Here is a 19946-nt window from a genome sequence, read left to right on the forward strand (position 1 = left end):
CACACCTCAAAAATAAAGAAAAGCGCCATTGGGCGCTTTTCTTTTATCTTTAGTTTCGTTGTATGCGAATACTACCGTTTTCGCTTTATGCTGAAGCTTGTCAGGCTACCATACCAGATTCACCGGAATCGGATTCAAGCGTTTCTCGGGCTAGCTTGAGCGTTTCAACAATGGGGGCTGCCTTGTTGTGTTTACGGATATCAGCAAACAACTCTTTCGCCTGAGGATATTCGTGACGCAGGTATGAAAACCATTGCTTGATGCGGTTAGGGTAATAAAGTCCTTTATCGCCTTTGATTTCGTAGGTCGAATATTGCAGCAGTAACTGCAGAACCGTTTCCCATTCCATGTGTGAGTGGTTGTATTTGATGACATTGCCCAGGTTCGGCAGGTTGATAGCGCCTCGGCAAACCATGAGAGCGTCCGCCGCGGTGGTTGTCATGCAGCGCTGGGCGTCATCATGGTTCCAGACTTCGCCGTTTGCGACCACTGAAATCGACAATTTGTCTTTCACCTGACGGATGTAATCCCACTTAATGGCTTCGGCTTTGTAGCCATCAGTTTTAGTGCGGCCATGAATCACAATTTCATCGGCACCAGCTTGAGCAACCGCATCTGCAATTTCAAAGCAGTGGTTAGGATCGTCCCAGCCCAGGCGAACTTTTGCTGTGACCGGTTTACGGCAGTCAGCAGCATCACGTACCGCCTTAACGATGTCATACATCAGCTGAGGATTTTGCAGAAGGGCAGCGCCGCCTTTACTTTTATTGACCATTTTAGCCGGACAACCGAAATTGATATCCACACCGGGTGAACCTAATTCGATTGCCTGACAGGCATTTTCTGCCATCCAGTGCGGGTCCTGACCAAGCAGCTGAACGCGAACCGGGGTGCCGGAAGTCGTTTTCCCGCCCTGTAGAAGCTCAGGGCAAAGACGATAAAACACACTTTTTGGCAGCAACTGATCAACAACGCGCACAAACTCGGTGACACATAGGTCGTAGTCATTGATTTCAGTCAGCATTTCCCGCATCAGGTGATCAACCACACCTTCCATCGGGCCTAAAATTAAACGCATGGATTTCTCTTTTGCTGGTGGCAGAAGCCTGTTGACTAACAATGGAAGGCAACAGGCGGGTCAGGGGGCGAAATTTTAGAGGGTATTGGCTGGCTTGTCTAATAGAGTCCGACCTGACACACGATACACGGCCGGAAGTTCATGTCTGGCAGCCGAAAAGGCCAAAGATACCATTTGCCTGGCGACCTGTTCGGCAGGGATAGGTTCAAGATTTTTCAATGGGCCCAACATCAGAGGGTGAATAATCGCGAGTGTTTCCTGTACCAGTTTTTCGTCGGCTCTTGGCTGGGCACGGTCACCTTTGAGCGGGCCCGGCCGGACAAAAATACAGTGCTCGAATCCCATTTTGCTGAGGGCCTGTTCCATTTTCCCTTTGGTACGCAGGTAATGCGACGGCGAGTAAGGGTTGGCGAACAGGCTGGAAATAACGACTAAGTGGCGGACACCGACGATTTTCATGGTTCGGGCAACGTCTTTGACCAGATGTAGATCAACCGCTTCCAGAGCATGCTGGCTACCTGCCTGCTTTTTGGTTGTCCCCAGGCAAATGAAGCCGTAAGCCGGCTGGGCATTCGTGTCGTGCCACTCCGTGACCCGAAGTTCCGGATTCACAATTTGCACCAGTTTTTTACTGTGCAACGGTAACTCCCGTCGCGAGAGTGAGTAGACTTTACTGATATTGTCGTGATTGAGCAGGAGGTGGACCAGTTCATCACCAACCAAACCACTGGCTCCGGCGATAATGGCCTGGGCATTAGTCAACGTCATGATCTTTGCCTGATATGAGAAGAAATCTTGCTTCATTTTTGCCACTGACTGGTGATAAGTTCAACAAAATTGTCGACTTATTCCTGATGATGGGGAAGTAGAGCCAGGATTTGGCCGCTCTCGTTAGGTGTGAAGTGGTGTCGGAGTTACCATCAGGTATATAATTGGCGACTTAGCCGACACCAAGAGATGCGAAACATGACACAACTGATAACTTTACCGACCAATTGGGAAGGTATGCCTGCCACCTTTATTGAAGGTGCTCTGCTGGCTGCTAACGCCAACCCGAAACCACTGGATCCTGAAGTATGGTTGCCGGTGCTGGTAACGGGTGGGGTCGATGAAGATGATGCGGTTAGCCTGAGCAATGAGCAAACGCAGAGTATCCTGAATCACTTTGAGCTGCAGTACCGGTATATCAAAGCGGGTGAATTTCAGCTGCCGGAGCAGGTCTGCTGGGATGAGGCGAAAGGTGTCACGCCTGAAATGGCTGAGTTTGCCGAGGGCTTTCTCGCTGTGTGGCCATTTATTGAGCCTAACTGGGCTGAGCAGACGATGTCTGACGGCACAATGCGAATGCTATCGGCGTTGATCACAACGGTGATGCTGATGCTTGATGAAGAAGCGACACTGGCACAAATGGACGAAGCTGGGGTGACAGGCATGCCAGAGCCAGCTGCGCTGTATGCACAGTTCCCTTTGATGCTGACCGAAGTTGTTATGGCGGCGGATGAATTGCAGCAGGGAGCAGCAGCACAAGCTGTGAACCCGTATAAAGAAATGGGCCGTAATGATATTTGCCTGTGCGGTAGTGGGAAGAAATTCAAGCATTGCTGCGGGCAATAAGTTGTGACCGATAAATTACGTTCATCGCTGAATTCCTCAACGTTATCTTCGCCCATACAATCTTCGCCGGTATCAAAGCCAGAGAAATCAGTGATACTTGTCGTTGCCGGTGTCATCGAAAAAGACGGGCGCTATCTGCTGACCCAGCGATTGGCACATGCCAGCCAAGGCGGACTGTGGGAGTTTCCCGGAGGCAAAGTGGAGCCTCAGGAAACACCTCAACAGGCACTGGAACGTGAACTGGTGGAGGAACTGGCTATTGAAACTCAGACTGGTCAGTTTCTTGCGGACAGTCTGTTTGATTACGGTGACAAGGTGATTCTGCTTAAGGGATACATCTCGCACTGGCAGGTGGGTGAGATTGTGTTGCACAGTCACCAGGATGCTGTCTGGCTGGAAGCTGATGCTATTGCGCAGTACGCTTTGTGCCCGGCGGATTACCCAATCGTTGAGGCCCTTTTGGCTTTAGAGGCAGGTACCGATTAAGCCTTATTCGGTACGTTTCGCTGCGGCTGGTTTGGGCCTGACAGCTGATGAAGATGAACTGTTCGATAAGGCAGAAAAAAAGCGAGCCCATCCGGCTCGCTTTTTTGTATCTCGCGTTTTTGTTTACATTAACTATTTAGCGCGAGCGCAGCATGGATCTTTTACGATTGCCGAAAAATTGGGCCAAGATGATGATCGCCAGCACCACCAGGTTACCCGCGAAAATGACTTCCAGCCACTGAGGCATTGACAGCCCAAGGAATTGCCAGACAATTTTGCCGCAATCACCGGAGGCCTCAAACATCCAGGGTACCCACTGGTTCAGCGGTGCCCAGCTCGGAAAATTGACATCCAATGCACAGGAAGCAGACCACGGAAATTCCGGGAACTGGTAACCCACATGTTCAATCGACAGCATCAGCCCCTGATACGCACTGTAGCCCCATCCAGTCAGTCCAACCCAGCGAACAACCGGGTTTTGAGGAGCGATCATGCCCACAATGGCCGCCACGCCGATCCCCAGCATTGCAACACGTTCATAAATGCACATTACACAGGGATCGAGCTTCATCACGTGTTGAAAAAATAAGGCGCAGCTTTCGAAGAAAATCACGAAAGCCAGAAGTAGAGCCCAGGATAGGCGGCTTTTGGAGAAGGTATATAGAAAGTGCATTGATTGTTCCTGATAAAAGTCTAAACCGCAGAGGGTAAGGTAATCTCGGCCACTGAGTGCTAGGTCACTCAGATTGCACGTTTAACGCCCTGCGGAAACAGGGCGTTAGCTTACCGTCTGGTTGATGTATTGACCTTTATCTTTGTCAAAGATTCAATTAATGTCCAACTGCCGGTGCAACATGGCCAACAGCATCTGCTGTAGCCTGAGTCAGCCAGCCAATGTCATAGAACCATTGGGTCATCGGTACCAGTGTGAACTCGATACAAGCCAGGCCAACCAGCGACAGCACCAATGTATATGGCAGCGCCATGTAGACCATACGGCCGTATGACAGACGAATCAACGGTGCCAGAGCTGATGTCAGAGCGAACAAGAAGGCTGCCTGACCGTTTGGTGTGGCAACAGACGGCAGGTTAGTACCGGTATTAATTGCCACCGCCAGCATATCAAACTGCTCACGGGTAATTACCCCATGGGTCAGGGCGGCTTTAACTTCGTTGATGTATACCGTACCCACGAATACGTTATCTGAAACCATCGACAGCAGACCGTTCGCAATATAGAACATGGTCATCTGTGCGCTGCCTTCCAGGCTCAGTACCATATCGATAATCGGCGCGAACAGTTGTTGGTCGATAATTACCGCAACCACGGAGAAGAATACTGCCAGCAGGGCGGTAAACGGCAGAGCTTCTTCAAACGCTTTACCCAGTGCATGTTCTTCTGTGATGCCGGTAAATGAGGTTGCCAGGATAATCACCGTCAGACCAATCAAGCCGACCGCAGCAAGGTGCATTGCCAGACCGACAATCAGCCATACCGCAATGACGACCTGAATAATCAGTTTTGCGTAGTCCAGGTTTGTACGACGTTTGCGCTCTTCATTATCAAACTCTACCAGGATTTTTCGAACATTTTCCGGTAGCTTGGCACCATAACCGCAGATATGGAATTTTTCGACCAGCACACAGGTCAGGATGCCGCACAGGAACACTGGTAGGGTGATTGGGGCCATACGCAGAATAAACTCGCCAAACAGCCAGCCAGCCTGGTCAGCAATGATCAGGTTCTGTGGTTCACCAACCATTGTCATTACTCCACCCAGTGCGGTACCGACACCTGCGTGCATCAGCAGGCTGCGCAGGAAGGCGCGGTAGTTTTCCAGGTCATCACGGCTGACTTCCAGAATATGCTTATCGCTGGTGTGGTCGTGAGAGGCATGTGGCTCCTGACCAGAAGCGACCTTGTGGTAAATGCTGTAAAAACCGATGGTGACGCTGATGACAACAGCAATAACCGTCAGAGCATCAAGGAATGCAGAAAGAAAAGCCGCCATGACACAGAAAGACAGTGAAAGCAGTGTTTTTGAGCGAATCCCGATCAAAATCTTGGTGAACATGAAAAGCAGCAGTTGCTTCATGAAGTAGATGCCAGCCACCATGAAGATCAACAGCAGCAGAACTTCAATGTTGGCAACGAGTTCATGTTTGACCATTTCTGGGCTGGTCATGCCGATGGCAACCGCCTCAATAGCCAGCAGGCCACCAGGTTGAAGCGGATAACACTTCAGGGCCATGGCCAGGGTAAAGATGAATTCAATGACCAGCAGCCAACCAGCAACAAACGGGTTAATGCTGAAAACGATAGGGTTGATGATCAGGAAAGCGATGATGGCAACTTTGTACCAGTCAGGCGCCTTTCCCAAAAAGTTTTTTATAAAGGCGTTCCTTAGCGAAATAGCCATGTTGTGAGTCTCTTAAGTGCGCAAATGAAAAAAACTGAGCTGTACGCTGGTCTGGCCTTTCTAGTCCGAGAGCAAGTAAACCATGATTATTATTGTGGTTATGTGTTCTTGTGAGACTCTCTAAGCTAAAAACCATAAAAGTATGGTTTTTAACTTAAAGCAGGCAGCAGCATCCTTTCAGCTCCCAGTGTAAAAACGTGCTAACTCTACCGCGTGATCTAAACCAGTCAAGCGCAGACAGATGAAGAAAATGAAGATTGTGATTGTTCATCAAAAAACACGTGTAAACACAAAATTAACTGCAATTTATGAAATATATGCTTACATTTTTCCGGTTGCGTTGAGCTAGGTCAAGTATGAATTGGGAACTTATTTTGCTTGATTTATCCGGTCAAAATGTGGTCCGTATTGCATATCACTCGTTTTATTATGCGCAGCTGATAAATAAGCACTCAGAATGCTTATTTTGCAATTGGGTAGGCAATCAGCAGGGACTGGTGGTATGATGAGTTAATAAAAAGAGAGCAAGAAGCAACTGGAATTTTAATCGGATGGTTATAAAGGCTGATAGCCCAGCAACATTTGCTGAGAAATATATCATTGAAAGTATCTGGAATAATCATTTTCCACAAGGCTCAATCCTTCCCGCAGAACGAGAGTTGTCAGAACTGATTGGTGTGACACGGACAACTCTTCGTGAGGTATTGCAGCGCCTAGCTCGAGATGGCTGGCTGACGATTCAGCATGGTAAGCCAACCCGGGTTAACAATTACATGGACACGTCCGGACTGAGTATTCTGGACACTTTGATCACGCTTGATGGTCAGGATGTACAGGGTGTGCTGGAAGATTTGCTGTCGGCACGTACCGACATCAGCAGCGTATACATGCGTTATGCCGTTAAGGGTAACCATGAAGAATGCGTGAAGCTGATCGGCCATGTTATCGAAGAATGTGAAGCGTTGCTGAAAGCCAACAGCTTTGCAGAATTCGTAGAAGGCAGCGAAGATAAAGCCGAACTCATGCAGGAAGTGAAGAAAATTGTCGATAAGTACGGTAAGGAAGACCCTGAAACCTGTGAAGCGATTTCACTTGCCCGTGCTTTTAACTACTTCGACTACCGTCTGTTCCAAGGGATGGCTGCGAAGTCAGGCAATATTCTGTATGCCCTGACGATCAATGGACTGCGTAAGATCTACACCCGTGTAGGTGGTTACTACTTCATGTCCCGTGAAGCGTGCGAGCTGGCACTGGCGTTTTATCGCGATCTGCAAAGCTATTGCGAAAAGAACCAGCCAGAGCTGGTGGCTGATCGTATCCGCAAATACGGTCGTGAAAGCGGTGCAATCTGGTACAGCAATCGTCTTGAGATTGCCCGTTACCTGGTGGAAGAAGAGCAGTAAGCCGCTCGTTCACCCGCATGCCAGAAGAAAGGAGATGCTAAGCATCTCCTTTTTGTTTATGGGTATTGGTTTGTAGGTATTCTGTGATGGACTGCTATTGCAGGTGCAGGCAGAATCTTCAAATGTCCGTGCTGTATTGACCTCTGTTAGGGCAGGTTGCCAGAATCTGACTACGGCCATCCGGCAATTCTTCTTCCAGAATGACATCGAAGCCCCACAAGCGGTGCAGGTGTTTCAGCACTTCATGATGGCTGTCCGCCAGCGGGACTCGGTTATGCGGTACATAACGCAGTGTCAGCGAGCGGTCGCCTTTTAATGCCACATTCCAAACCTGAATATTTGGCTCGTGATTGCTCAGGTTATACTGGGACGAGAGTTTTTCTCTGATGGCCCGATACCCTTCCTCGTTATGAATCGCGCTGACTTCAATATAGTTATGCCGGTCATCATCATTGACAGCAAATAGCTTAAAGTCACGGATCAACTTCGGTGACAGGAACTGACTGATAAAGCTTTCATCTTTGAAGTTCTGCATGGCAAAGTGCAGGGTATCCAGCCAGTTTTTACCGGCAATGTCCGGGAACCAGTATTTGTCCTCCTCGGTAGGGTTTTCACAGATCCGGCGAAGATCCTGGAACATTGCAAATCCCAGCGCATAAGGGTTGATACCGTTATAATACGGGCTGTTATAGCTCGGTTGTGCCACCACATTCGTGTGACTGTGTAAAAACTCAATAATAAAGCGGTCGGTAACCAGTCCTTCATCATAGAGGTGATTCAGGATGGTGTAGTGCCAGAAGGTTGCCCAGCCTTCATTCATTACCTGAGTTTGTTTCTGAGGGTAAAAATACTGGCTGACCTTACGCACGATCCGAACCACCTCACGTTGCCAGGGCTCCAGGAGTGGGGCATGTTTTTCAATGAAATACAGGATATTTTCCTGAGGCTCCTGCGGGAAGCGAATCTCAACGGCTTGTGACTCTTTCTCGGTATGCGTCGGAATGGTTCGCCATAAGGCGTTAACCTGAGTTTGCAGATAATCCTCACGCGCTTTCTGGCGTGCTTTCTCCTCTACCATGGAAATTTTTTGTGGACGCTTATAGCGATCCACGCCGTAATTCATCAGCGCATGGCAGGAATCGAGTAACCGTTCAACTTCATCCACCCCGTACTTTTCTTCGCAATTTGTAATGTACTTACGGGCAAACAGCAGATAGTCGATGATTGAACTGGCGTCGGTCCAGGTTTTGAATAGGTAATTTCCCTTAAAGAAAGAGTTGTGTCCATAACAGGCATGCGCCATTACCAGTGCCTGCATAGTGATGGTATTTTCTTCCATCAAATACGCGATACACGGATCAGAGTTAATGACTATTTCATAAGCCAGACCCATTTGGCCGTGTTTGTACCCGCGCTCAGTCTCGATAAATCGCTTACCGAATGACCAGTGATGATAGTTGATGGGCATGCCGATACTCGAGTAGGCATCCATCATCTGTTCAGCAGTGATGATCTCGATCTGATTGGGATAAGTGTCAAGCCGGTAGAATTCGGCAACGCGCTTAATTTCCCGGTGATAATTCTCTAGCAGATCGAATGTCCAGTCCGGACCGTCACTGAGTGTTTTTGCTTTAGCGGTTGTCTCCATCGCACACTCCCCAGACGCAGCGTTCAGCGCTGCGGTGAGGCAGCGCTGTTACGTCATATTAACTGACTTGCTTTTTAAACAACTCCCTGAATACCGGGAAGATATCCTCCACACTCCTTATGTTTTGCATAGCAAAATTGCTGTGGCCTGATTGCAGTGCTTCGTATTCTCGCCACAGTGTCTGGTGTGCCCGGCGCGTAATTTCAATGTAGGCATAGTAGCGGGTTACCGGCAGAATATGTTTACCCAGTAACTCACGACAGCCCGGTGAATCATCAGCCCAGTTATCGCCATCGGAGGCTTGAGCAGCGTAAATATTCCATTCGTTAGGTGAATACCGTTTTTTAATGATTTCATCCATCAGGCGCAGGGCACTGGAGACTATGGTTCCCCCGGTTTCCTGTGAGTAGAAAAATTCGTGTTCGTCGACCTCTTTCGCCTGAGTATGGTGACGGATGAACACTACATCCACATTTTTGTAGGTCCGGTTCAGGAACAGATACAGCAGAATATAGAATCGCTTCGCCATATCTTTGGTTGCCTGATCCATTGAGCCCGATACGTCCATCAGACAGAACATGACAGCCTGGCTGGTGGGTTGCGGACGGCGCTCATAGTTTTTGTAGCGTAAATCAAACGTATCAATAAACGGTACTTTGTTGATCCTTGCTCGCAGTTCTTCTATCTCAGCCCGAATTCGCTCTTCTTCGAATGGCTGAGCCGGTTCCGTCGTCATCAGCAGGTCCAGCGCCTGTTCCAATTCGCGCAATTGGCGGCGCTTGGCTGCGGTCATTGCAGTGCGTCGTGCCAGCGAGTTCTGCAACGATTTTACAATGGCAATATTGGCCGGTACCCCGGATGACTTATAGCCGGAGCGGAAGGTTTTCCACTCCACAATTTTGTTAAGCTGGTTTTTCTCCAGGTTCGGTAACTCTAAATCCTCAAAGAGCAGATCGAGGTATTCATCTTTGGAGATTTGGAATACGAACTCGTCCTGGCCCTCACCATCTGGGCTAGCCTGCCCGTCACCAGCGCCACCTTGACCACCCCCACCTTGGGGGCGTTCAATGCGGTCACCGGTGCTGAACTGGTCGTTACCCGGGTGGACAACTTCACGTTGTCCACCACGGCCTTGGTGAAAGCTTGGCTCGCGGATATCGCGGGAAGGAATTGTGATATCTTCCCCGCTTTCCACATCGGTAATGGAGCGTTTATTTACCGCATCAGCAATTGACTCTTTAATTTGCTGTTTGTGGCGGCGTAAGAAACGCTGACGGTTTACCGTGCTTTTGTTTTTACCGTTGAGCCTGCGGTCTATAAAATGCGCCATAAGCTCCCCCCTTAAATGATCCCATTCTCTGCTTAAGACGACTTACGCACACGCAGATACCATTCTGATAACAGACGGACCTGTTTGCGGGTATAGCCTTTCTCCATCATACGGGCAACGAAATCGTCGTGTTTCTTCTGCTCATCTGTGGAGGTCTTGGCATTGAATGAAATAACCGGCAGCAATTCTTCGGTGTTCGAGAACATTTTCTTCTCGATAACGGTCCGAAGCTTCTCGTAACTGGTCCAGTTCGGGTTCTTACCAGCGTTATTGGCTCGGGCACGCAGCACGAAATTAACGATTTCATTACGGAAATCTTTCGGATTGCTGATACCGGCTGGTTTCTCGATTTTTTCCAGCTCATTGTTCAGCGCTGCACGGTCAAACAACTGGCCGGTTTCCGGATCACGGTATTCCTGATCCTGAATCCAGAAGTCCGCGTAACTGACGTAGCGGTCAAAGATGTTCTGGCCGTACTCAGAGTAAGACTCCAGATAAGCGGTCTGAATTTCTTTGCCGATGAACTCGACGTATTTAGGAATCAGATAGCCTTTCAGGTTCTCAAGGTATTTTTCAGCAATTTCTTGCTGGAACTGTTCGCGTTCGATCTGTTGCTCCAGGACGTAGAACAGGTGTACCGGGTTTGCGGCTACTTCGGAGTGATCAAAGTTAAACACCCGCGATAGAATCTTGAAGGCGAAACGGGTCGACAGACCTGACATCCCTTCATCAACCCCGGCATAGTCCCGATATTCCTGATAAGACTTGGCTTTCGGGTCAGTGTCTTTTAGGGTTTCACCGTCATAGACGCGCATTTTGGAAAAGATACTGGAGTTTTCAGGCTCTTTCAGGCGTGACAGGACAGAGAAGCGAGCCAGAATGTCCAACGTACTTGGTGAACAAGGCGCAGCAGCCAGTTCACTGTTCATTAACAGTTTTTCGTAGATCTTAATTTCTTCAGAGACACGCAGGCAGTACGGTACTTTGACAATAAATACCCGGTCAAGGAAGGCTTCGTTGTTCTTATTGTTTCGGAACGTCTGCCATTCTGATTCGTTGGAGTGAGCCAGAATGATGCCGTCGAAAGGCAGCGCAGACAGACCTTCAGTACCGTTATAGTTGCCTTCCTGAGTGGCGGTCAGCAATGGGTGCAGTACCTTCAGTGGTGCCTTGAACATCTCAACGAATTCCATCAGCCCCTGGTTAGCTTTACACAGTGCACCGGAGTAGCTGTAGGCATCCGGGTCATCCTGCGAGAAGTGCTCCAGTTTACGGATGTCGACTTTACCAACCAGTGAAGAGATATCCTGGTTGTTTTCATCGCCGGGTTCGGTTTTCGCAATACCGACCTGGTCAAGAATCGAAGGGCGAACCTTCACCACTTTGAATTTAGTGATATCTCCACCAAACTCATGCAGGCGTTTCGCGGCCCAAGGAGACATGATGGTATTCAGATAGCGCTCAGGGATGCCGAATTCTTTGCTCAGAATTTCGCCATCTTCATTTTTATCGAATAAACAGAAAGGATGGTCATTAACCGGGCTGCGTTCACCATTTGCAGTCAGTACGTAAACCGGTACTTTCTGCATCAGGCTTTTCAGTTTTTCAGCCAGCGAGGATTTACCACCCCCGACCGGACCCAGTAAGTAGAGAATTTGCTTACGTTCTTCCAGGCCTTGAGCGGCGTGTTTAAGGTATGACACGATTTGTTCGATCGCATCTTCCATACCGTAGAAATCTTCGAACGTTTTGTAGCGGGAGATCACGCGGTTAGAGAACAGTCGGCTCAGACGTGGGTCGTGAGCGGTGTCGATCATTTCCGGTTCGCCGATTGCCATTAGCAAGCGCTCAGCTGCATTCACATATGCACTGCGGTCGTTGCGACAAATCTCAAGGAATTCTTGCAATGAAAGCTCTTCATCCTTGGCTTCTTCATAGCGTTGACGATAGTGGTCAAAAATACTCATGGTATGCCCCCTGAATCGTTCTTCAATCAATTAGAAAGGACGAAAACAAATTACTTTCACATCCCTCTTAACATAAGACTAGACCTAACTGATTAAATTGCTTCACTGAGTTGTTGGTTTATAAACTAAATTTCCTTTTTACCTTCTACCTGACGAGCTGATTATTTCTTGTCCATATTTCTACTATCCTCCTATAAATTGCGTTCTGCAAGGGGGAGTGTTTAAAAAATGTTCACGATAATGTTGGAAAAATGTGATATTAGCGGTTGAAATAATAATTAGCTGATTGAACTGGTTTTCTTGTTAAAGGTGGCGTTATTCGCTGAATGAAAAGGATTTCATTATTGATGAATGGCGTTTTATCGCAAGGTATCAGCCCATGATGTGTTTTTTGAAAAAGTGCACACTTTTTCGGGCTCATTACACAGTAAACCCGGTCAATGTCCTGAGGCTCACTCCCGATTGTGGGGTAGTGGAAATGTTGAAGGATTGCGACGAGGTATTAATTTGTGAGCCAAATCAAAACCTCTGGCATATGCTAAGGAAAATGCGGCGTATTGGGGGAAGTAGATTCATGGGAATTTCACGTGTTGATACGGTTTCTATCCCGGTGTCTGACCAAAGTCTGGCTTTGGCGTTTTATCGCGATGCACTGGGTTTTGAGCTGATTCGTGACCACCTGGCAGATAACCATCGACGCTGGATTCAGCTGGCGCCAAAAGGTGCAGAAACCACAATCAGTCTTGTTATGCCTTTTGGGGGAATGACGCCGGGCTCAGTGCAAGGATTGGTGGTTCAGACGGATGATATTCATGCAACGCATCATGAACTCTCAAGCAGGGGAGTGCCTTTGTCAGAAATTGTCACCATTATCGGCGGCCGGTTTGCGACTTTTGCAGATCCTGACGGTAACGGGTGGGTGTTGATTGAAGCCACGACCCAGATGTTAGCCTGACGGTTGAATAAATAAGAGGTGGGCTTGAACGCACTCGATATGCTTGACTGGACGTGATGGGAATTTACCCACATTGATCTGCTGTCAAACCAGAGAGCAGGGCTGCCGGTGAACAGCCCTGAAGCTAGTGATAACGCTTTAATGACGGAATGTCTCAGCCTTGGCATTTGCTATTACTTAGCATTAGCACAGATCAGCAGTGGTGATTGGTGTCGTAAGTACCTAGCGGGAAACACGAACCTCAGTGCTCAGAGTGTGAGACTCACCCGGAGCAAGTGTAATCGTCTGGTCGCTGTGAATGGTGGATTCTACGCATACCATGGTCTCGTAGCTGTTATCTGCCATATCACCCATAGCCTCAGACAGTGCTTGCCACGGATTCCAGATAACTGCAGCATTGTGCCCATGGTTGGTTACCAGCAACTGGCGTGCCGCATTATCATCAATGGTAATGGTCGCCTGAGGTCGGACATAGACGCGATCCACTTCGCCTTCAAATGTTAAAGGCTCTGCCGTGCTGTCAGCTTCATTTCCTTTTGTACTGTCGAGGAAGTCAGTGCCCATACCCGTTATCTGGGTACAACGAATATCCTGTATCTGGAAATAGGAGTGCAGGGCACCCGCGTAGTTCCACGGTGAATCATCGGTATTGGTTGAAGTCAGCGATACCTTGAGAGAGCGTCCTATTTCAAAGGTCAGGATATTACGGAATTTGTGAGGCCAGATAGCCCGGGTATCGTCACTGTCTTCCAAAGATAAAGCCACAATAACGCCGTTTTCATTCTCGCGGTGCTCCAGCAATGACCATTCACTGATACGGGCAAAACCATGGGACGGTGTCGCTGTTTTCCCAAACCAAGGCCAGCATACCGGGATACCGCCGCGAATTGCTTTGGCTGGATCAAACTCCGCCTTTTCACTCAACCAGATGACGCCTGCTTCATCTGCTGGACGATACCAAATCAGGTGCCCGCCGTGTAATGAAATACCGGCTTCAGCTTCATTGTGAAGCACCCGAACAATTTTCATCCCGTTGAATTCGCAAATGGTCACGGCATCAGACAGAACAGCAACTGTTGTAAGATTTCGTCTTTCCATTGGATATCCTTTTGACGTTAATAACTAAATCACTGAACTTTTATAGGGTTTTATGAAGGAAAAGCACAGTAATTTACTCACTTATTTTAATTTAAAAAATATCAGCAAAAATTAAAATTTATTTGTTAAAACTGTGATCGGTTTTGAAATATTGTCTGATTTTATTATTCTATTTCATTTGTTACTGAGAACAATATACAAAAAAGGCGGCACCGAAGTGCCGCCTTTTAGTCACTGAGAGCTTACATTACTTAGAGATGTGAGCGATCAGGTCAAGAACTTTGTTTGAGTAACCGATTTCGTTGTCGTACCAAGATACAACTTTAACGAATTTGTCAGTCAGAGCGATACCAGCTGCAGCGTCGAAGATTGAAGTGCGAATGTCGCCGTTGAAGTCAGTAGAAACTACTGCGTCTTCAGTGTAGCCCAGTACGCCAGCCAGTTCGCCTTCAGAAGCGGCTTTCATAGCTGCTTTGATGTCTTCGTAAGAAGCTGCTTTTTCCAGGTTAACAGTCAGGTCAACAACAGAAACGTTAGCAGTTGGTACACGGAAAGCCATACCAGTCAGTTTGCCGTTCAGTTCTGGAAGAACAACGCCTACTGCTTTAGCTGCACCAGTTGAAGATGGGATGATGTTCTGAGCCGCACCACGGCCACCACGCCAGTCTTTCGCAGAAGGACCGTCAACAGTCTTCTGAGTAGCAGTTGTTGCGTGAACAGTAGTCATCAGGCCAGACTCGATGCCGAAGTTATCGTTAAGAACTTTAGCGATTGGAGCCAGACAGTTAGTAGTACAAGAAGCGTTAGAAACGATGTCTTGACCTGCGTAAGTAGCGTGGTTAACGCCCATTACGAACATTGGAGTCTTGTCTTTTGAAGGACCAGTCAGTACAACTTTCTTCGCACCAGCTTCGATGTGTTTACGAGCTGTTTCGTCAGTCAGGAACAGACCAGTTGCTTCAGCGACAACGTCAACACCGATTTCGCCCCATTTCAGGTCTGCTGGGTTGCGTTCTGCAGTTACACGTACAGTTTTGCCGTTAACGATCAGGTTACCGCCTTCTACTTCAACAGTACCGTTGAAACGGCCGTGAGTTGAGTCGTATTTCAGCATGTAAGCCATGTATTCAACGTCGATAAGGTCGTTGATACCTACTACTTCGATGTCAGCGCGCTCTTGAGCAGCACGAAATACGAAACGACCGATACGGCCAAAACCGTTAATACCTACTTTGATAGTCATTACAGTTGCTCCACAACTTAATTTCTAATGAAAGATAACTGGTAGTAAAATTACAGAATCTGTCGTGACCCTGCAAGTGAAAAACGAACTTAAATTGCGTGAGGTCAAAAAAAAGTTCGGATTTTTTTTACATTCCTTCTACAACGCTGCAAATTTGAACAAACCTTGTATAAATATCCATCATTGCCGTTATTAACTTTTAATATCTGCACGCAGGCAGGGGCATTTATGCTTAAATGAGCAATGAAGTTGTAAAATCCTTTCGAGCAAAAAGTATGTGCCACTCTTGCGAAAATAGGCAAATCTAAATGCATACGGAAGGTGTAAAGAAACGAGATAAGGAAAAGTAATGTCAGATAAATCAAATGCTTACTGGCGAGAAAGGCTCACTGATGAGCAATATCATATTTGTCGTGAGCAAGGAACAGAACCGCCTTTCTCCGGCAAACTGCTTCACAACCGTGAAACTGGCGTGTATAGCTGCACCTGCTGCCAGGCTTCCCTGTTTCACTCTGACAATAAGTATGACTCCGGCTGCGGTTGGCCGAGCTTTGATGAGCCGGTCAGTAAAGACGCGATTCGATACTTGGAAGATTTCAGCCATGGCATGCACCGGATTGAAATTCGCTGCGCCAATTGCGACAGCCATTTGGGCCATGTGTTCCCGGACGGGCCGCCAGACACAACGGGTGAGCGTTACTGCGTGAACTCGGTCTCGCTGATTTTCGCAGGTCAGTCTGAAGAATAGTTCGCGTTTATTGCGATGAAATACCAAAAACCGGATGCGGCAGTTGCCCATCCGGTTTTTTGTCGGGAAAGGGCTGCTGGGTCATGAGAAGAATAGGGCTCTGAGCATCGTGTTTGGAGCGGTTGTCTAAAACGCCATACGGGCCGTAAACACTCCGTCGCGCAGCGCCTTGGCGACATGCTGGGCTTTTTGTACCAACGCAAGACGAGCTTGATCAGGCATCGGATAGAAGGCATCCAGCTTTTCAATATTGGCCGTTTGCATCCCTAGTTCGTGGCCAACCCGGGCCCATAAATAAGCGGCGTCTTGATTTCCCTTCTGGTGCGACAAGGTCGCCAGACTTTGAATAATTTCCGGTTTGATTGGCTGATTCGGCTGATACAACTCCAGAGCCCGCAACAGGAAAGATACCGTTTTATCCTGATCTTTGGCGATGTAGATGGTTGCCAGTGCAAATTGCAGATCGGGTGAGTCGAGAACTTCTGAGCCTTCCAGTTTTAAAAATTTGGCCATTGCCGTTTTGTCGCCCTGACTCAGGCGGAAATAGAGGATTTCAGGATCATCAGACTGAGCCAACTCTTCATTCAGGCGTCGAATGGAGTCATAGGCATGCAGTAATGCCTGGGTACGAATGGTTTTTCGCTCTTTCAGCTCGGTTGGCTCAATGCGGGCAGCATACTCAAGGCATTTCTGATAATCGTAAGTAAATTTCAGCTCTTTAAATTTTTCGGCATCTGTCGGGTTTTTCAGCACATCGTAGCGCTGCCAGATCAGGGTGGTTCGTTGTAGTCGGCACTGCCCGTCATCAATATTGGTATCAGCACAAATCTGCGGATAGCTTTCACAGAGGCTGTCAGTGGTTCTGTGGCGCTCATAGCATCCGCCTAGCAGCAGAATGCTGGCGATCACAGTGCAGTGTTTTATCAGGGAGACGGGAGTGGTCATGGCAACAATTTTTTCTTTCTGATACATAGGTTATAAGTTTACCTGAACGACCAGAGAAATAACGGATGTAAAATACGTTTCTGCAGTGTGATCCCATAAGCAAAATAGCCTCGGGGATTTGTCGAAGTCAGCAAGAAATTGGTATATCACACTGACATCGTCGTAATCCTGTTTCTGGCAGCGAAAGCGGACGAATGAACAATCATAATGATCACCGGAATGAAGTCGCCATGGAACTTGAAACATTGCTAAACGCTATGACCCCAGAGGTTTACCAACGCATTGCCACTGCTGTGGAAATCGGAAAGTGGCCGGATGGTACACCATTGACCGAGCAGCAACGTGATTCAGCGATGCAAGCTGTGATGCTTTATCAGTCGCGTAACAATGCGGATGCCGAGCACATGACGGTCGCCAAGGGGGGAGAGATCAAGTTTAAGTCGAAGACAGAGCTAAAGCGCGACTTTGGTATTGAAGACAATACCGGCTCTGAGATCGCTCGCTTCGAGCACAACGATCTGTAACCTGTCACTGTACATAAGCGGAACCTTTAATAGACGTACGCAAGACGCACTTCTCGGTTAAGTTGCTCCGATTCCACTGAGACGCTCTTGATGAAGTATCTTTTTCGTTGAGCATTTGTCTTGGTTAAGCGTCTGTCGCAATGGTTCCGATGATCACGGGCTTGCAGTAAAAGCCTGATAGCTCGTGGTCTTCTTCACTGATCAGGTTGGCTATCCAGGGTTCCTGTTCAATGGCAGACATGTAGGCCTGAATTTTGGGGTAGTTTGACAGCCTCAGTCCGGCCATCCAGCCACTGCGCAGAATGCTCCACAGACTGATTTCCGCCATCGACAGATGCTCACCGACAAACCCTTCTTCGGGTAACTGCTCTTCAAGATACGCCAGTGCCAATGGCAGATGGTGCTCCAGACACTGTTCCACGGCGTCATCATCAACCTCTTTATTCAACATTTTGCCGCGCAATATTTTCTGGTAGAACAGCACGCCGCCAATCAGAGAGGTCAGGCGGGTATCAGCATATTCTTCCAACCAGCGAATTTTAGCCCGGGACGAAGCGGTTCCCGGGTATAGCGGCGGGACAGGGTAGAGATCATCGAGATAATGGGCGATCACGGTGGAATCGATAATGTTATGGCCATCATGTTCCAGTACCGGCACCTTGCCTAACGGGTGGCGCTTCTGAGCCAGCTCTTTTTCAACATAGGGATTGAGCGGCTGCAATTCATAGCTGATCCCTTTGTAAGCCAGCGCCAGCATGATCTTCCTGACAAATGGTGAAATAGAAGAGCCGTGCAAAATCATAAGGGGTATATGCCTGTTGTGATTTCGAATAGTGAAAGTGTAGTTGGCAATCCTGACAATGTTCGCAGCTTTGCTGAGATGAAAGGAAATTTCCCGGTGGGTGATCCCCTGAGAATTGGTTTATTTTTCGGCTAAAGGCTGGTAGTGTCGCTGCCCTTGTCCCTGCGTATCGGACGCAGGGTAATTTTGCCGCATAATAATGTGGCGCTACATAGGATACTGACCGTGAGCCAGACTGCTTTTTCGACCCTGGATCTGAAACCTGATCTGCTTTCTAACCTGTCATCGCTGGGTTATGAGCAAATGACGCCAATTCAGGCCCAGAGCCTGCCCCATATTCTGGCGGGGAAAGATATCATTGCCCAGGGTAAGACCGGCTCCGGTAAAACAGCGGCATTCGGTCTGGGGGTCCTTGAACACCTGAATGTGAAACGCTTCCGCGTGCAGTCGCTGGTTCTGTGCCCAACGCGCGAGCTGGCCGATCAGGTGGCGAACGAAATTCGCCGTCTGGCGCGGGCTATTCATAACATCAAGGTACTGACCCTGTGTGGTGGTATGCCGTTCGGCCCTCAGATTGGTTCACTGGAACATGGTGCGCACATCGTGGTGGGGACGCCGGGGCGGGTTGAAGAGCATGTCCGCAAAGGTTACCTGAACCTGGATGATCTGAATTTGCTGATTCTGGACGAAGCCGATCGCATGCTTGAAATGGGCTTTCAGGAAGCACTGGATGAGATCATTGATGCTGCCCCTTCAGATCGTCAGACTCTGCTGTTCAGTGCGACCTATCCGACGCAGATCAAATCTATTGCCGGTCGTATTATGCAGGACCCGGTGGTGGTGAAAGTGTCATCGACGCATGACAGCAGCAGTATTCGCCAGCATTTCTTCAAAGTTGAGACCAATGAAGAGCGTATGACGGCGTTGCGTCTGCTGCTGGCGCATCATCAGCCGGAATCAACCGTGGTGTTCTGTAACACCAAGCGTGAAGCTCAGGAAGTGGCTGATGAGCTGAACTATCATGGCGTTAGTGCGATTGCCCTGCACGGGGATCTGGAGCAGCGCGAGCGGGATCAGACTCTGGTGCGTTTTGCCAACAAAAGTGCTTCGGTACTGGTCGCGACCGATGTTGCCGCACGCGGCTTGGATATTGATGCGCTGGACGCGGTTGTGAACTATCAACTGGCTCGTGACACGGAAGTGCATGTGCACCGTATTGGCCGTACAGGTCGTGCTGGTGGCAAAGGGGTGGCCTGTTCGTTCTTCAGTGACAAAGAGCACTATAAGGTCCTTCTGTTGGAAGAATACCTGGAGCAGACCATTGAAGGGGAAGCTTTGCCGCCTTCTCATCTGCTTGATCAGCCTGCGCAGGAGCCAAGTATGGTGACTCTGCAGATTGGCGGTGGTAAGAAGCAGAAAGTGCGTCCGGGGGATATTCTGGGTGCATTGACGGGTGAGAGCGGGATTGCCGGTAGCCAAGTAGGTAAGATCAATGTGTTTGACTTCTGTGCGTACGTAGCGGTGCAGCGTGATGTGGCACGCACGGCGCTGAAGAAGCTGGAACGCGGTAAGCTGAAAGGGCGTTCATTCCGAGTTCGCCAGATTCGTGACTGATTCTGGTTGCTACGGTCAAAAACAATAAAAAAACAGCGAGGGTATTTCCTCGCTGTTTTTTTATCTCAATC

Annotated in this window: 18 protein-coding genes; 7 read left to right on the forward strand and 11 right to left on the reverse strand. The window is 48.6% G+C overall.

Annotated elements, in window-relative coordinates:
• Window positions 1–100: 100 nt before the first annotated feature.
• Both dusC and PGW97_RS04790 read right to left on the reverse strand, forming a co-directional pair.
• Window positions 101–1078, reverse strand: a complete 978-nt coding sequence (gene dusC, locus PGW97_RS04785) for a tRNA dihydrouridine(16) synthase DusC (protein ID WP_047883998.1) — start codon at window positions 1076–1078, stop codon at window positions 101–103.
• 75 nt (window positions 1079–1153) lie between these two features.
• Window positions 1154–1846: an NAD(P)H-binding protein gene (locus PGW97_RS04790; RefSeq protein ID WP_047883999.1), complete on the reverse strand. Its 693-nt coding sequence runs from the start codon at window positions 1844–1846 to the stop codon at window positions 1154–1156.
• 198 nt (window positions 1847–2044) lie between these two features.
• Here PGW97_RS04790 and PGW97_RS04795 point away from each other — a divergent pair, with 198 nt between their 5' ends.
• Window positions 2045–2692, forward strand: coding sequence for a YecA/YgfB family protein (locus PGW97_RS04795; RefSeq protein ID WP_047884000.1), 648 nt, complete (start codon window positions 2045–2047; stop codon window positions 2690–2692).
• Between the two features lie 90 nt (window positions 2693–2782).
• A complete protein-coding gene (locus tag PGW97_RS04800; protein WP_273858977.1) occupies window positions 2783–3178 on the forward strand; it encodes a (deoxy)nucleoside triphosphate pyrophosphohydrolase in 396 nt (131 codons plus the stop codon).
• A 136-nt stretch (window positions 3179–3314) separates the two neighbouring features.
• Here the strand turns inward: PGW97_RS04800 and dsbB are convergent, their stop codons facing one another.
• Window positions 3315–3851 (reverse strand): disulfide bond formation protein DsbB, encoded by a 537-nt coding sequence (gene dsbB / locus PGW97_RS04805; protein WP_047884002.1) that lies wholly within the window; start codon window positions 3849–3851, stop codon window positions 3315–3317.
• A gap of 157 nt (window positions 3852–4008) precedes the next feature.
• A complete protein-coding gene (nhaB, locus tag PGW97_RS04810) occupies window positions 4009–5598 on the reverse strand; it encodes a Na(+)/H(+) antiporter NhaB (protein WP_047884003.1) in 1590 nt (529 codons plus the stop codon).
• Window positions 5599–6149: 551 nt separating this feature from the next.
• Here nhaB and fadR point away from each other — a divergent pair.
• On the forward strand, window positions 6150–7001 hold the full coding sequence (gene fadR / locus PGW97_RS04815) for a fatty acid metabolism transcriptional regulator FadR (RefSeq protein ID WP_047884004.1): 852 nt from the start codon (window positions 6150–6152) through the stop codon (window positions 6999–7001).
• Between the two features lie 118 nt (window positions 7002–7119).
• On the opposite strand, the gene PGW97_RS04820 is transcribed toward fadR, so the two are convergent.
• Genes PGW97_RS04820 through PGW97_RS04830 form a run of 3 tightly spaced genes read right to left on the reverse strand, consistent with a single transcriptional unit; the run spans window position 7120 to window position 11946 of the window.
• Window positions 7120–8649 carry a SpoVR family protein gene (locus PGW97_RS04820; RefSeq protein ID WP_217394187.1) on the reverse strand — a complete coding sequence of 510 codons (1530 nt, stop codon included), beginning with the start codon at window positions 8647–8649 and terminating at the stop codon, window positions 7120–7122.
• Window positions 8650–8707: 58 nt separating this feature from the next.
• Window positions 8708–9979: a YeaH/YhbH family protein gene (locus PGW97_RS04825; protein WP_047884006.1), complete on the reverse strand. Its 1272-nt coding sequence runs from the start codon at window positions 9977–9979 to the stop codon at window positions 8708–8710.
• 32 nt (window positions 9980–10011) lie between these two features.
• Window positions 10012–11946, reverse strand: a complete 1935-nt coding sequence (locus tag PGW97_RS04830) for a PrkA family serine protein kinase (RefSeq protein WP_047884007.1) — start codon at window positions 11944–11946, stop codon at window positions 10012–10014.
• Window positions 11947–12520: 574 nt separating this feature from the next.
• Here PGW97_RS04830 and PGW97_RS04835 point away from each other — a divergent pair.
• Complete coding sequence (locus PGW97_RS04835; protein WP_047884008.1) at window positions 12521–12901, forward strand: VOC family protein; 381 nt, start codon at window positions 12521–12523, stop codon at window positions 12899–12901.
• A 222-nt stretch (window positions 12902–13123) separates the two neighbouring features.
• On the opposite strand, the gene PGW97_RS04840 is transcribed toward PGW97_RS04835, so the two are convergent.
• Both PGW97_RS04840 and gap read right to left on the reverse strand, forming a co-directional pair.
• Entirely contained in the window at window positions 13124–13999 is an 876-nt protein-coding gene (locus PGW97_RS04840; RefSeq protein ID WP_273858984.1) for a D-hexose-6-phosphate mutarotase, read from the reverse strand.
• A gap of 247 nt (window positions 14000–14246) precedes the next feature.
• Window positions 14247–15242, reverse strand: coding sequence for a type I glyceraldehyde-3-phosphate dehydrogenase (gene gap, locus PGW97_RS04845; RefSeq protein WP_047884010.1), 996 nt, complete (start codon window positions 15240–15242; stop codon window positions 14247–14249).
• Window positions 15243–15591: 349 nt separating this feature from the next.
• Between gap and msrB the strand changes: the two genes are divergently transcribed.
• Window positions 15592–15990: a peptide-methionine (R)-S-oxide reductase MsrB gene (msrB, locus tag PGW97_RS04850; RefSeq protein WP_047884011.1), complete on the forward strand. Its 399-nt coding sequence runs from the start codon at window positions 15592–15594 to the stop codon at window positions 15988–15990.
• A 126-nt stretch (window positions 15991–16116) separates the two neighbouring features.
• Here the strand turns inward: msrB and PGW97_RS04855 are convergent, their stop codons facing one another.
• Window positions 16117–16962, reverse strand: coding sequence for a DUF2989 domain-containing protein (locus tag PGW97_RS04855; RefSeq protein ID WP_273858987.1), 846 nt, complete (start codon window positions 16960–16962; stop codon window positions 16117–16119).
• Between the two features lie 203 nt (window positions 16963–17165).
• On the opposite strand from PGW97_RS04855, the gene PGW97_RS04860 reads away from it, so the two are divergent.
• Entirely contained in the window at window positions 17166–17459 is a 294-nt protein-coding gene (locus PGW97_RS04860; protein WP_217393224.1) for a YeaC family protein, read from the forward strand.
• 124 nt (window positions 17460–17583) lie between these two features.
• Here the strand turns inward: PGW97_RS04860 and PGW97_RS04865 are convergent, their stop codons facing one another.
• Window positions 17584–18261 (reverse strand): glutathione S-transferase family protein, encoded by a 678-nt coding sequence (locus PGW97_RS04865; protein ID WP_047884012.1) that lies wholly within the window; start codon window positions 18259–18261, stop codon window positions 17584–17586.
• A 225-nt stretch (window positions 18262–18486) separates the two neighbouring features.
• Here PGW97_RS04865 and dbpA point away from each other — a divergent pair, with 225 nt between their 5' ends.
• Window positions 18487–19875 carry an ATP-dependent RNA helicase DbpA gene (gene dbpA / locus PGW97_RS04870; RefSeq protein WP_217393202.1) on the forward strand — a complete coding sequence of 463 codons (1389 nt, stop codon included), beginning with the start codon at window positions 18487–18489 and terminating at the stop codon, window positions 19873–19875.
• The last annotated feature ends 71 nt before the right edge of the window (window positions 19876–19946 follow it).

The organism is Photobacterium sp. GSS17, from assembly GCF_028621875.1.
Taxonomy (GTDB): domain Bacteria; phylum Pseudomonadota; class Gammaproteobacteria; order Enterobacterales; family Vibrionaceae; genus Photobacterium; species Photobacterium ganghwense.

Bases quoted from the DNA above. Each gene is read 5' to 3' on its own strand.
- PGW97_RS04830 (WP_047884007.1), bottom strand. From the start codon at position 11,946: ATGAGTATTTTTGACCACTATCGTCAACGCTATGAAGAAGCCAAGGAT.
- msrB (WP_047884011.1), top strand. From the start codon at position 15,592: ATGTCAGATAAATCAAATGCTTACTGGCGAGAAAGGCTCACTGATGAG.
- PGW97_RS04795 (WP_047884000.1), top strand. From the start codon at position 2,045: ATGACACAACTGATAACTTTACCGACCAATTGGGAAGGTATGCCTGCC.
- gap (WP_047884010.1), bottom strand. From the start codon at position 15,242: ATGACTATCAAAGTAGGTATTAACGGTTTTGGCCGTATCGGTCGTTTC.
- PGW97_RS04840 (WP_273858984.1), bottom strand. From the start codon at position 13,999: ATGGAAAGACGAAATCTTACAACAGTTGCTGTTCTGTCTGATGCCGTG.
- PGW97_RS04790 (WP_047883999.1), bottom strand. From the start codon at position 1,846: ATGACGTTGACTAATGCCCAGGCCATTATCGCCGGAGCCAGTGGTTTG.
- PGW97_RS04855 (WP_273858987.1), bottom strand. From the start codon at position 16,962: ATGTATCAGAAAGAAAAAATTGTTGCCATGACCACTCCCGTCTCCCTG.
- dusC (WP_047883998.1), bottom strand. From the start codon at position 1,078: ATGCGTTTAATTTTAGGCCCGATGGAAGGTGTGGTTGATCACCTGATG.
- PGW97_RS04820 (WP_217394187.1), bottom strand. From the start codon at position 8,649: ATGGAGACAACCGCTAAAGCAAAAACACTCAGTGACGGTCCGGACTGG.
- nhaB (WP_047884003.1), bottom strand. From the start codon at position 5,598: ATGGCTATTTCGCTAAGGAACGCCTTTATAAAAAACTTTTTGGGAAAG.
- PGW97_RS04825 (WP_047884006.1), bottom strand. From the start codon at position 9,979: ATGGCGCATTTTATAGACCGCAGGCTCAACGGTAAAAACAAAAGCACG.
- PGW97_RS04860 (WP_217393224.1), top strand. From the start codon at position 17,166: ATGGAACTTGAAACATTGCTAAACGCTATGACCCCAGAGGTTTACCAA.
- dsbB (WP_047884002.1), bottom strand. From the start codon at position 3,851: ATGCACTTTCTATATACCTTCTCCAAAAGCCGCCTATCCTGGGCTCTA.
- PGW97_RS04865 (WP_047884012.1), bottom strand. From the start codon at position 18,261: ATGATTTTGCACGGCTCTTCTATTTCACCATTTGTCAGGAAGATCATG.
- PGW97_RS04835 (WP_047884008.1), top strand. From the start codon at position 12,521: ATGGGAATTTCACGTGTTGATACGGTTTCTATCCCGGTGTCTGACCAA.
- fadR (WP_047884004.1), top strand. From the start codon at position 6,150: ATGGTTATAAAGGCTGATAGCCCAGCAACATTTGCTGAGAAATATATC.